Genomic DNA, 11,813 nt, shown 5'->3' with positions numbered 1-11,813 from the left:
CTCCATCTGATAAAGCAAAGACGCACCCACGGCGCGCCGACCAATGCTACAGAATGCCTGTCACCGCGGCACAACCGCTTTCTCAGGCTTTTATTGCAAAGTGTGTTGCTCGATGAATTCCATCGGTTGCAAACCTTCGCGGCTCACCAGCCGATTCAATTCGGCTCGTGGCAAACGAACGGCCAGTAAACTGATGCCTTCGTCGTCGTGTTCTTCTTTCTGTACCGCTCCGAGTTCGAAAAACTGCGCACGCAGTCGAGCAAATCGGTTCGGCAAGCGCAAGGTGCCAACAAACAACTCATCGCCTAGCAACTCGGCCACGGCCTGCTTGAGCAGGTCCAGACCCGTACCCTCTTTCGCCGAAAGCCAGACCCGCTGCGGTTTGCCATCGGCATCGCGCTGGATCTGCGGCTCCACGCCTTCGAGCAAATCGAGTTTGTTATAGACCTCCAGGATCGGCAAGTCTTGAGCGCCGATCTCTCCGAGCACCACCATGACCTGTTCAATCTGGGCCATGCGCTCGGGTTCATGGGAGTCGATCACGTGCAGCAACAGGTCGGAGTTGCTCGACTCTTCGAGCGTAGCCCGAAATGCCTCGACCAGCTTGTGCGGCAAGTGGCGAATGAAGCCCACAGTGTCCGCCAGCACGATCGGACCCAGGTCATCGAGCTCGAGTCGGCGCAAGGTCGGGTCGAGGGTGGCGAACAACTGGTCAGCCGCGAAGACGTCGGAATCGGTCACCGAGTTGAACAGCGTCGATTTGCCGGCGTTGGTATAACCCACCAGTGAAACCGTCGGAATGTCAGCCCGTTTGCGGCCACGGCGCGATTGCTCACGCTGGCTGCGGACCTTTTCCAGGCGTCCCTTGATCTGCCGCAGGCGAACCCGCAACAGGCGCCGGTCGGTTTCCAGCTGGGTTTCACCCGGACCGCGCAGGCCGATACCGCCTTTCTGTCGTTCAAGGTGAGTCCAGCCGCGAACCAGCCGCGTACTCATGTGCTCAAGCTGGGCCAGTTCGACCTGGAGCTTGCCTTCATGGGTGCGGGCACGTTGGGCGAAGATATCGAGAATCAAACCCGTGCGGTCGATCACGCGACACTCGAAAATACGTTCGAGGTTACGTTCCTGACTGGGCGTGAGGATGTGATTGAAAATCACCAGATCGACCTGTTCGGCCTGGACCAGGTCGCGTAACTCTTCGACCTTGCCGCTGCTGATCAGGGTTTTGGCGGTTGGCCGATGACGCGGCACGTTGAAAAACGCGACGGTCTCGGCGCCAGCCGAAATAGCCAACTCCTGAAACTCCTGCGGATCTTCGCGCGCCTCAGGGTCCTGTCCATCCAAGTGAACGAGAATGGCTCGTTCACCACCACCGTGGCGCTCAAAGAACAAAGGAGACTCCTATCAGGCGTTACCTGGCTCAGCGTCACCTGCTTCGGATTCGGTTGCGCTAGGCAGACGAATTGGACGAACCGGCACCACTGTAGAGATCGCGTGTTTGTAAACCATCTGGCTGACGGTGTTTTTCAGCAGGATAACGAACTGGTCGAAAGACTCGATCGTGCCTTGCAGTTTGATACCGTTGACCAGGTAGATGGACACCCCAACTTTCTCTTTACGTAAAGTATTCAAGTAAGGGTCTTGTAGCGAATGCCCTTTTGACATGTGCCGCACTCCTTTAAGGATTCAATATAAAAATAGGTAATCAGATGGCTTTGGCCGCCACACCCCCAAGGATAGACGGCAATTGCAAGGACTCAGCTCAATATGGAGATGGTCCCAAGGTATTTCAAGGCGCGCGGCAGATTGTCGCAATCCAGACTGTCCAGCCAATGCAGATCAGTCCAACTGCGCAGCCAGGTGAACTGGCGTTTCGCCAATTGGCGCGTGGCAATGATTCCACGCTCCTGCATCTCGGCTGACGTCAGCTTGCCATCCAGGTAGTCCCAGACTTGGCGGTAGCCTACTGCACGTATAGACGGCAACCCGGCATGCAGGTCACCTCTATTACGCAGGGCTACGACCTCGTCAATGAATCCCTGTTCCAACATTAAAGTGAATCTTTGTTTAATTCGCTCATGCAGTACCTGGCGATTTGCCGGAGCAATGGCCAAGTTCGCGACAGTATAGGGCAATTGTTGCAGTCCCGAAGCGGCTGCTTCGGTACTTTGCACAGATTGTTGCAATCGCAGGGCGGTCATGCTTTGACCGCTGACACGATAAACCTCCAGTGCTCGACTCAATCGCTGGGGATCGTTCGGATGTATTCGCGCCGCGGACTCCGGATCAATCACCGCCAATTGTTCGTGCAAGGCTTGCCAGCCAAGGCGCGCAGCCTCTTCTTCGATTTGCGCACGGACCTCGGGATCGGCGGCCGGCATATCCGCCAGACCTTCAACCAAAGCCTTGTAATAGAGCATGGTGCCGCCCACCAGCAGCGGAATTTTTCCGCGCGCGGTGATATCGGCCATGGCTTCCAGGGCATCACGGCGGAAATCCGCGGCCGAATAGCTCTCGGCCGGGTCGAGAATATCGATCAGACGATGCGGATACTGCGCCAGCAGCTCTTTGGAAGGCTTGGCGGTGCCGATGTCCATGCCACGGTAGACCAGCGCCGAATCGACGCTGATCAACTCGCAAGGCAGGACTTTGGTGAGTTCGATGGCCAGGTCGGTCTTGCCGGCGGCGGTCGGGCCCATCAGGAAAATCGCAGGTGGGAACTGGCTCATCAACGACCGCGCAAGAACAGTTTGTCCAGATCGTCCAGGCCCAGCTGGGTCCAGGTCGGTCGGCCATGGTTGCATTGACCGCTGCGCTCGGTGTTTTCCATGTCACGCAGCAGACCGTTCATTTCCGGCAAGGCCAGGCGCCGATTCGCACGAACCGCACCGTGACAGGCCATGGTCCCGAGCAATTCGTTCAGGTGCGCCTGAATGCGGTCGCTGGTGCCGAACTCCATCAGATCAGCCAGGACGTCGGCGACCAGCCGGTTGGCTTCGGCCTGCTTGAGCAGCGCCGGGATCTGCCGAATCGCCAGGGTTTCCGGGCCCAGGCGCTGCAATTCAAAGCCCAGGCGCTGGAACCAGGCGACATGTTCCTCGGCGCAATCGGCTTCACGCTGACTGACGGCCAGGGTCTCCGGCACCAGCAACGGCTGGCCGCTCAGGCCCTCGCTGGCCATCGCCACCTTCAAACGCTCATACATGATCCGCTCGTGGGCGGCATGCATATCCACCAGAACCAGGCCCTGAGCATTTTCCGAAAGAATGTAGATACCCTTGAGTTGTGCCAGCGCATAACCCAGCGGCGGGATGTCGTCCTGCCCTGCCGGGAGCGCGACGGCATTGGCCTCGGGCAGTGGCGCAAAAAACTCGCGATAGGCGGCCTGCGCTTCGGCGACAGGAACTCCGGACTGCGGACGCGGCGTGTACTGATATTGATAACCCGCGCCAGCCCCCGAACCCGCCGGCGCATTGAACGACGGCTGAGCCTGGGGCTGTTCCAGCAGCGCATTGGCGGCCAGGCGCATTTCGCCCTGGGGCCCGAATTCACCGGCCTCGAGGCCGGTAGGCCGGACGATGGCCGTGGCAACCGGCGCCGCCAGTTGATCGTCGGGGCGCACATCGCCCAAGGCGCGGTGCAAGGTGCCGTAGAGAAAATCGTGGACCATGCGCCCTTCACGGAAGCGCACTTCGTGCTTGGTCGGGTGCACGTTGACGTCAACGCCGGTCGGATCGACTTCGAAAAACAGCACGAAGGTCGGGTGCCGACCGTTGAACAGCACGTCGCGATAGGCCTGGCGCACCGCGTGGGCCACCAGTTTGTCGCGCACGGCGCGGCCATTGACGAAGAAATACTGCAAATCAGCCTGACTGCGGTTGAAGGTCGGCAGACCGACCCAGCCCCATAGATGCAGGCCGTTGCGTTCGATTTCGATCGGCAGTGCCTGCTCCAGGAAGCCTGGCCCGCAGATCGCCGACACGCGCCGCGCACGGGCCGCATCATCATGGGCCTCGTGCAGACTGAGGATGGTCTTGCCATTGTGGCGCAGATGGAACGCCACATCGAAGCGCGCCAAAGCCAGGCGTCTGATCACTTCTTGCAGGTGATCGAATTCGGTTTTTTCGGTCTTGAGAAACTTGCGTCGCGCCGGCGTGTTGAAAAACAGGTCGCGCACTTCAACCGAAGTGCCCACCGGGTGGGCCGCTGGCTGCACGCGGGGCGCCATGTCACGGCCTTCGGTCTCGACCTGCCAGGCCTGATCGGCGTCGCGGGTGCGGGAGGTCAGGGTCAGGCGCGCGACGGAGCTGATCGATGCCAGGGCCTCGCCGCGAAACCCCAGGCTCATGACCTGTTCGAGGTCTTCCAGGTTGCGAATCTTGCTGGTGGCGTGACGGGCCAGGGCCAGCGGCAGGTCATCGGCGGAAATGCCGCTGCCATCGTCGCGCACCCGCAGCAGCTTGACGCCGCCCTGCTCCACATCGACGTCGATGCGTTTGGCGCCGGAGTCGAGGCTGTTTTCCAGCAGCTCCTTGATCACCGAAGCCGGACGTTCGACCACCTCACCCGCCGCAATCTGGTTCGCCAGTCGCGGGCTGAGCAACTCGATTCGAGCGCTACTATTCACGACCTGATTCATTCTTTGGCCGCCAGTTCAGTGCCCGGAATCGTCAGGTGCTGACCGACCTTGAGCTCATCGCTCGACAGGCTGTTGGCGCTGCGCAGGGTCGCGGGCGATACCTGATAGCGCACGGCGATCATCGCCAGGGTCTCGCCCGGGTTGACGCGGTGATCACGCGGCCCCTGCACAATCTTGCCGGAGTCGCGCAGCCAGGCAATGTAGGTGCCCGGCGGCGGGTTCTGCTGGAAGAACTGGCGCACGCCGCTGCTGATCGAACGCGCCAGCGCCTGCTGGTGACTCGACGCGGCAAGCTTCGAGGCTTCGTTGGCGTTGGAGATGAACCCGGTTTCCACCAGGATGGACGGAATATCCGGCGACTTCAGCACCATGAACCCGGCCTGCTCGACCCGCTGTTTGTGCAGCGGTGTCACCCGGCCGATGTTGCTCAAGACTTTCTGGCCAACATTCAGGCTTGAAGTCAGGGATGCAGTCATCGACAAATCGAGTAATACGCCAGCGAGCATGCGGTCCTTGTCATCGAGGCTGACGTTGCCGGCACCACCGATCAGGTCGGAACGGTTTTCGCTGTCGGCCAGCCAACGGGCAGTCTCCGAGGTGGCACCACGGTCGGACAAGGCGAACACCGAGGCACCGAACGCAGCGGCAGACGGCGCGGCGTCGGCGTGAATCGAGACGAACAGGTCGGCGCCTTTCTTGCGGGCAATTTCGGTACGGCCGCGCAGTGGAATGAAGTAGTCGCCGGTGCGGGTCAATTCGGCGCGGAAACCTTTCATGCCGTTGACCTGGCGTTGCAGTTCACGGGCGATGGCCAGTACCACGTCTTTTTCCCGTTGGCCACGGGAGCCCGAGGCACCCGGGTCTTCGCCACCGTGTCCGGCGTCGATCACCACAATGATGTCGCGCTTGCCGGCCGGAGCCGGCGGCAATTTGATTGCAGGTTCCGTCGGCGTGACCGGTACGGCGGGCACCGTGGCGACCGACGGTGTCGGCGCTGGAGGAGGCGCGGCGTCTGCGGCGTTATCGAACAGATCGACCACCAACCGGTTGCCGTACTGGGCGTTCGGCGCCAGGGAAAAGCTTTTCGGCGTCACGGCCTTTTTCAGGTCGATGACCACCCGCAGGTCGGTCGGCGTGCGCTGGGCCGAGCGCATGGCGGTAATCGGGGTGTTCGAGGTGTTGACGTTGAGCGGCGCACCGAGGGTCGCGCCATTGATGTCGATGACCAGGCGATCCGGAGCCGTCAGGGTAAAGACGCTGTGTTGCACCGGGCCGGTCAGGTCAAACACCAGTCGCGTGTTGTCCGGTGCCCGCCACAGACGAACACTGTTGACCTTCGAATCGGCCACAGCGTCGACGGTCACCGCCAAAAACAACACCCCTACGGCAGCCACCAACGCGCGAAAGCGCATACCTAACCCCATCATCTATTTGGATTCCAATGCCAAAGCGGCACACCAGGCCTCGCCACGCGAGCCCTGGGATAAAATTTTCAGCGAACGCCCGCTGTCTTGCGGGCTAATGGTAATGGTCAGGTCAGGCTTTGGCAAAAAGCCTGCACCTTTATCGGGCCATTCGATCAGACACAGGGCATCGTCTTCGAAGTAGTCGCGGATACCGAGGAACTCTAGCTCTTCCGGATCGACCAGACGGTACAAATCGAAATGGAAGGCGCGAATGTCGCCGATCTCGTAGGGTTCGACCAGGGTGAAGGTCGGGCTTTTGACTGCTCCGACATGCCCCAGACCGCGGATGATGCCTCGGGACAACGTGGTTTTGCCCATCCCCAGGTTGCCCTCGAGGAAGATCAGGCCATGGCCTTGGGTGATTCGGGCAATGCGTGCGCCAAAGTCGCTCATGGCCTGTTCATCGGCCAGGTACAGGGTTACTTCAGACACGGTGCTTGCTCCTCCAACAACTGACGAATGGCTGGGATCAGATCACTGGCCGCCAGCCCACGGCCCGATTTTCCTTGTTGCTCGCCGGCATTGGCGTGCAGCCAGACCGCCAGGCAGGCCGCGTCGAATGCCTCCATGCCCTGGGCCAGCAATGCGCCGACCAGACCGGCCAGTACATCGCCCAAACCGGCGGTGGCCATGGCCGGGTGCCCCTGATGACACAGCGCCAGGCGCCCATCGGGATGGGCGATCAGGCTGCCGGCACCTTTCAGGACGACGACCGCTGTATATTTTTTACTCAAGGCATGGGCCGCTGCCGGTCGATCGGCTTGAACCTGGGCCGTACTCATTCCGAGTAAACGCGCAGCTTCGCCCGGATGCGGCGTGAGCACGCAACTCTTGGGTAAACTCACACGATCCTCGGCCAACATATTCAGCGCATCGGCGTCCCAGACTTGCGGCAGCGGCGCGTTGGCGGCGGCGGACAACAAGCTGCGCCCCCAGCCAGCCTGGCCCAGCCCCGGACCGACAACCAACACAGAAACTTTTTGAAGCAAACCCATCAACTGATTGGCCGACGAAGTGCCCAGCACCATCGCCTCGGGGATCCGCGCCAGCGCGGCGGACACGTGTTCGCTGCGAGTCGCCACCGACACCATGCCCGCCCCGCTACGCAGCGCACTTTGCGCACTCAGCAGGATCGCGCCACCCAACCCACGATCACCACCGATCAGCAGCACATGGCCGAATCGGCCTTTATGGGAGGTCGGGGTCCGGGGTGCTGGACGCGAAAGGTTAGCGGCCGTCAGACGACGAGCGGTGAACGCCGCGTCACCAATCAACTGCGAATCGGCGTGCAAGTCATTGAACACCAGTTCGCCGACCACATCCGCCGCATCACCGGTGAACAACCCCACCTTCAAGCCAATGAACGTGACCGTAAGGTCGGCATGCACGGCATGACCTAGGATGCGGCCCGTATCAGCGCACAACCCTGACGGAATATCCACCGCAGCAACCGGCAGTCCGCTGGCATTGATCGCGGCGATGGCACTGGCATACGGCTCACGCACATCGCCGCTCAGACCAGTGCCAAGCAAAGCATCCAGCACAATGCCGCGCAATCCGGATTGTGCCGTCCAGGGCTCGATGAGCACGTTTTCAGACACCGCCTCGGCATGGGCCAACACCGCATCACCCTGCAAGCGCTGCGGATCCCCCACCGCCAGCACCCGCACCGACCAACCGGCACGCTGGGCCAATACGGCCACCAGATACCCGTCCCCAGAGTTGTTGCCATGACCGGCCAGCACGCTCAGTTCGTTCGCTGTCGGCCATTGCCGCACCAGCGCCCGCCACGTCGCCCGCGCCGCGCGCTGCATCAATTCGAAGCCCGCTGTGCCGGCGGCGATCAGGCTCGCGTCGAGTGCTCGCACCTGGGCGGTGCTGTACAGCACGTCGGGTAATTCATCTTTAGTGTGCGGCATGCGTCTTCGGGCTCCGATGTCTGGCAGAATTATACGCACCTCAGCTCCGGTTTCTCTCGCCTCATGCCCGCTATTACCACAGACCTGCCTGCCCTCGCCCAATCCATCAAGGACTGGGGTCGCGAGCTGGGCTTCCAGCAAGTCGGCATCAGCGGCCTCGACCTGGCCGAGCATGAGCAGCACCTGGAACGCTGGCTCGAAGCCGGCTACCACGGCGAAATGGACTACATGGGCGCCCACGGCAGCAAACGCTCGCACCCCGAAGAGCTGGTGCCGGGCACTTTGCGCGTGGTTTCGCTGCGCATGGACTACCTGGCCGGCGACACCCAAATGGCGAAAGTGTTGGCCCAACCGGAAAAAGCCTACGTCTCGCGTTATGCCCTGGGTCGCGATTACCACAAGCTGATCCGCAAACGCGTGCAACAACTGGCGGAAAAAATTCAGGCAGAAATCGGCCCGTTTGGGTATCGCGCCTTCGTCGACAGCGCGCCGGTGCTGGAAAAAGCCATCGCCGAACAGGCGGGTCTTGGATGGATCGGCAAAAATACCCTGGTCTTGAATCGCAAGGCAGGCAGTTATTTCTTCCTCGCCGAACTGTTCGTCGACCTGCCGCTGCCGGTCGACCCGCCCCACGCTACCGAACACTGCGGACGGTGCAGCGCCTGTCTCGACATCTGCCCAACCAACGCCTTTGTCGGCCCCTATGTGCTGGATGCCCGACGCTGCATTTCCTACCTGACCATCGAACTCAAAGGCGCGATCCCTGAAGACCTGCGGCCACTGATCGGCAATCGGGTGTTCGGTTGCGATGACTGCCAGATCGTCTGCCCGTGGAACCGCTTTGCCCGCCCGTCCGGTGAAAGCGACTTCAAGCCGCGGCACAACCTGGACAACGCCGGGCTGGCAGAACTGTTCATGTGGGATGAAGAGAAATTCCTGAGCAGCACCGAAGGCTCGCCGCTGCGCCGGACCGGTTACGAAAACTGGTTGCGCAACCTGGCGGTGGGGCTGGGTAATGCGCCTTCAACGATTCCGGTGCTGGAAGCGCTGAAGGCGCGACGGCAGCATCCTTCGGAACTGGTGCGTGAGCATGTCGAATGGGCGTTGCGGCAACACGCCGAGCGTCAGGCTTCGTCGTTGTAGACGAACTTGGGCATTTCCCAATGAAAACGGATCGCCAGCAAGCGCAGCAGAAAACCGCCGAACAAGGTGATCAGAATCGATTGTTCATCGGGTAATTGCAGATAGATGCAGAGCATGTAGCACCACGCTGCCGCAAACGAGACGCTGGCATAAAGCTCACGCCGGAAGATCAGCGGAATATCGTTGCAGAAGATGTCCCGCAGGATGCCGCCGAAGACGCCGGTGATCACGCCACTGACCGATGCCACCAACATGCCATGGCCCATTTCCAGGGCGGTGATGCAGCCGATCAGGGTAAATGCCACGAGCCCCATGGCATCAAGCACCAGGAACAGTGAGCGCAAATGGCGCATCCAGCGCGCCGTGAACACCGTAATCATCGCGGCGGCAGACGTCAGCACCAGGTATTCCGGGTGTTTGACCCAGGTCAGCGGGTAATGCCCAAGCAATACGTCGCGCACCGAACCGCCACCCAGCGCCGTGACACAAGCGATCAACACCACACCGAACCAGTCCATGCCACGACGGCCGGCAGACAAGGCGCCGGTCATGGCTTCGGTGGTGATGGCGATCAGGTAGAGCATCAGCAGCATAGTGGCGGTCCTTGCAGAAAGGCGCGCAGTCTACTCAGTTCACAGAAGCACCAAAAGAGGGCGCCTGAGAATCGACCCAACCATCTATGGTGACTGAACTGACGCCATCGTCGGAACGCCGCCCGGAGCAAGCTCGCTCCCACAGGGTCGGCGCTCTACCTGTGGGAGCGAGCTTGCTCGCGATGGGGCCGGTACGGACGGCCGTGATTCAAAACTTGATGAAATGCTTGCGGTAGTGCTGCAACTCAGCGATCGATTCACGGATATCGTCGAGCGCCAGGTGGGTGCTGCCCTTCTTGAAGCTGTCACGCACATCCGGTGCCCAGCGCGCAGCCAGCTCTTTGAGCGTGGACACGTCGAGGTTGCGGTAGTGGAAATAGCTTTCCAAAGATTTCATGTGGGTATAAAGGAAGCGACGATCCTGGCAGATGCTGTTGCCGCAGATCGGCGACTTGCCCTTGGGCACCCACTTCTCCAGGAAGGTGATGGTTTCGGCTTCGGCTTCGGCCATGCTGATGCGGCTGTCGCGAACCCGCTGGGTCAGCCCGGAACCGCCGTGCTGACGGGTGTTCCACTCGTCCATGCCGGCGAGGATTTCGTCGCTGTGGTGAATGGCGATCACCGGGCCTTCGGCCAGGGTGTTCAGGTCACTGTCGGTGACGATAGTGGCCATTTCGATGATGACGTCGGTGTCCGGGTTCAGACCGGTCATTTCCAGGTCGATCCAGATCAGGTTCTGTGGGTTTTGCATGTGTCGGCTCCTAGGCAATGCTGCGCAGTTTAGCCTAGGCCGGTAGCCGGGCGTGCTAAACTCGCGGCCGTTTTACCTAATCGCTGCATTCTTTATACGGAACACCCATGGCCAAACGCCAACTCAATCGTCGTCAAAACTGGCGCATCGAAAAGATTCAGGGCGAACGCGCTGCCCGCGCCGCCAAACGCGAGTCCTCGGCTGTCGAGGCGCTTGAGGGCGGCGATCTGGGCCCGGAACAGCACGGTCTGGTGATCGCGCACTTCGGCGTGCAGGTCGAGGTCGAGGCCCGCGACGGCGAACTGGCCGGCCAGGTATTCCGTTGCCATCTGCGCGCCAACCTGCCGGCGCTGGTGACCGGCGATCAGGTGGTCTGGCGTGCCGGCAACCAGGGCATCGGCGTGATCGTGGCGCAACTGCCGCGCAACACCGAGCTGTGCCGCCCGGACAGCCGTGGTCAGCTCAAGCCTGTGGCGGCCAACGTCGACATGATCGTCATCGTGTTTGCGCCGCTGCCCGAGCCCCACGCCAACCTGATCGACCGCTATCTGGTCGCAGCCGAGCATGCGGGCATCAAGCCGCTGCTGTTGCTGAACAAGTTCGACCTGATCGACGACAACAATGCGCCAGCGCTGAATGCCTTGCTCGCGGTTTACCGCACCCTTGGCTATCCGGTACTGGAAGTGTCGGCGCACCACGGCAACGGTATGGAGCAGTTGCAGAAGCAACTCGACGGACGTATCAGCGTGTTCGTCGGCCAGTCTGGTGTCGGCAAATCGTCGCTGGTCAACAGCCTGCTGCCGGAAGTCGAAACCCGTGTCGGCCCGTTGTCCGAGCTATCCGGCCAGGGCACTCACACCACCACCACCGCGCGGTTGTTCCACTTCCCCGGTGGCGGTGAGTTGATCGACTCCCCGGGTATCCGCGAATTCGGCCTGGGCCACGTCAGCCGTGCCGACGTCGAAGCCGGCTTCATCGAGTTCAACGATCTGCTCGGCACCTGCCGCTTCCGTGACTGCAAGCATGACCGCGAACCCGGTTGCGCCCTGCTCAAGGCCCTTGAAGACGGCCGCGTGCAGCAGCAACGGATGAACAGCTACCGCTCGATCATCGCCAGCCTGCCGGAAAACGGCTACTAAACAGACATGCCGACCGCCCTGCCTTCAGCGGGGCGGCCGGCGGCTGGATCTTCCCCCGCTGAAACATCAGACCTTTCTGTAAGACGCCCGTACCGGCGCTTGTAGGGCATTTCTCTTTAAGTCAGATCCCCTTGTAGCCACCAGCCAATAGCCTAGTTTCAGA

11 protein-coding genes are annotated in these 11,813 nt (G+C 61.2%); 2 read left to right on the top strand and 9 right to left on the bottom strand.

The features are described from left to right. Nucleotides 1–90: 90 nt before the first annotated feature. From hflX to KGB28_RS20695, 7 genes are all read right to left on the bottom strand, one after another. Complete coding sequence (hflX, locus tag KGB28_RS20725) at nt 91–1,392, bottom strand: ribosome rescue GTPase HflX (protein ID WP_116262990.1); 1,302 nt, start codon at nt 1,390–1,392, stop codon at nt 91–93. A gap of 12 nt (nt 1,393–1,404) precedes the next feature. Beyond that, the gene (gene hfq, locus KGB28_RS20720) at nt 1,405–1,665 is read right to left on the bottom strand and encodes an RNA chaperone Hfq (RefSeq protein WP_007902656.1); all 261 of its coding nucleotides are present in this window, start codon (nt 1,663–1,665) and stop codon (nt 1,405–1,407) included. A 92-nt stretch (nt 1,666–1,757) separates the two neighbouring features. Then, nucleotides 1,758–2,729 carry a tRNA (adenosine(37)-N6)-dimethylallyltransferase MiaA gene (gene miaA, locus KGB28_RS20715; RefSeq protein WP_046039821.1) on the bottom strand — a complete coding sequence of 324 codons (972 nt, stop codon included), beginning with the start codon at nt 2,727–2,729 and terminating at the stop codon, nt 1,758–1,760. Continuing rightward, nucleotides 2,729–4,639, bottom strand: a complete 1,911-nt coding sequence (mutL, locus tag KGB28_RS20710; protein WP_263296856.1) for a DNA mismatch repair endonuclease MutL — start codon at nt 4,637–4,639, stop codon at nt 2,729–2,731. Before mutL ends, miaA begins: the two co-directional genes overlap by 1 nt. Further along, entirely contained in the window at nt 4,636–6,066 is a 1,431-nt protein-coding gene (locus KGB28_RS20705; protein ID WP_411740592.1) for an N-acetylmuramoyl-L-alanine amidase, read from the bottom strand. The genes mutL and KGB28_RS20705 overlap by 4 nt, the downstream gene beginning before the upstream one ends. After that, complete coding sequence (tsaE, locus tag KGB28_RS20700; RefSeq protein ID WP_007973252.1) at nt 6,067–6,537, bottom strand: tRNA (adenosine(37)-N6)-threonylcarbamoyltransferase complex ATPase subunit type 1 TsaE; 471 nt, start codon at nt 6,535–6,537, stop codon at nt 6,067–6,069. After that, nucleotides 6,525–8,024 carry an NAD(P)H-hydrate dehydratase gene (locus KGB28_RS20695; protein WP_223447603.1) on the bottom strand — a complete coding sequence of 500 codons (1,500 nt, stop codon included), beginning with the start codon at nt 8,022–8,024 and terminating at the stop codon, nt 6,525–6,527. The genes tsaE and KGB28_RS20695 overlap by 13 nt, the downstream gene beginning before the upstream one ends. A gap of 63 nt (nt 8,025–8,087) precedes the next feature. Between KGB28_RS20695 and queG the strand changes: the two genes are divergently transcribed. Continuing rightward, entirely contained in the window at nt 8,088–9,167 is a 1,080-nt protein-coding gene (queG, locus tag KGB28_RS20690; protein ID WP_223447600.1) for a tRNA epoxyqueuosine(34) reductase QueG, read from the top strand. On the opposite strand, the gene KGB28_RS20685 is transcribed toward queG, so the two are convergent. Both KGB28_RS20685 and orn read right to left on the bottom strand, forming a co-directional pair. Then, entirely contained in the window at nt 9,149–9,760 is a 612-nt protein-coding gene (locus tag KGB28_RS20685) for a trimeric intracellular cation channel family protein (protein WP_223447598.1), read from the bottom strand. The genes queG and KGB28_RS20685 overlap by 19 nt on opposite strands. Nucleotides 9,761–9,968: 208 nt before the next feature. Next, nucleotides 9,969–10,511 carry an oligoribonuclease gene (gene orn, locus KGB28_RS20680; RefSeq protein WP_223447597.1) on the bottom strand — a complete coding sequence of 181 codons (543 nt, stop codon included), beginning with the start codon at nt 10,509–10,511 and terminating at the stop codon, nt 9,969–9,971. 107 nt (nt 10,512–10,618) lie between these two features. Here orn and rsgA point away from each other — a divergent pair, with 107 nt between their 5' ends. Next, on the top strand, nt 10,619–11,650 hold the full coding sequence (gene rsgA, locus KGB28_RS20675; protein WP_095943175.1) for a small ribosomal subunit biogenesis GTPase RsgA: 1,032 nt from the start codon (nt 10,619–10,621) through the stop codon (nt 11,648–11,650). Nucleotides 11,651–11,813: the final 163 nt, after the last annotated feature.

Origin of the sequence: Pseudomonas sp. BF-R-19 (assembly GCF_019956445.1) — a bacterium.
In the GTDB taxonomy this organism is placed as follows: Bacteria; Pseudomonadota; Gammaproteobacteria; order Pseudomonadales; family Pseudomonadaceae; genus Aquipseudomonas; species Aquipseudomonas fluorescens_BH.
Note: the sequence above shows the minus strand (reverse complement) of the source record. Positions and strands in the feature narration are given on the sequence as shown.

Coding starts and splice junctions, on each gene's coding strand:
- hfq (WP_007902656.1), bottom strand. CDS start 1,665: ATGTCAAAAGGGCATTCGCTACAAGACCCTTACTTGAATACTTTACGT.
- miaA (WP_046039821.1), bottom strand. CDS start 2,729: ATGAGCCAGTTCCCACCTGCGATTTTCCTGATGGGCCCGACCGCCGCC.
- mutL (WP_263296856.1), bottom strand. CDS start 4,639: ATGAATCAGGTCGTGAATAGTAGCGCTCGAATCGAGTTGCTCAGCCCG.
- KGB28_RS20705 (WP_411740592.1), bottom strand. CDS start 6,066: ATGATGGGGTTAGGTATGCGCTTTCGCGCGTTGGTGGCTGCCGTAGGG.
- KGB28_RS20695 (WP_223447603.1), bottom strand. CDS start 8,024: ATGCCGCACACTAAAGATGAATTACCCGACGTGCTGTACAGCACCGCC.
- queG (WP_223447600.1), top strand. CDS start 8,088: ATGCCCGCTATTACCACAGACCTGCCTGCCCTCGCCCAATCCATCAAG.
- KGB28_RS20685 (WP_223447598.1), bottom strand. CDS start 9,760: ATGCTGCTGATGCTCTACCTGATCGCCATCACCACCGAAGCCATGACC.
- orn (WP_223447597.1), bottom strand. CDS start 10,511: ATGCAAAACCCACAGAACCTGATCTGGATCGACCTGGAAATGACCGGT.
- rsgA (WP_095943175.1), top strand. CDS start 10,619: ATGGCCAAACGCCAACTCAATCGTCGTCAAAACTGGCGCATCGAAAAG.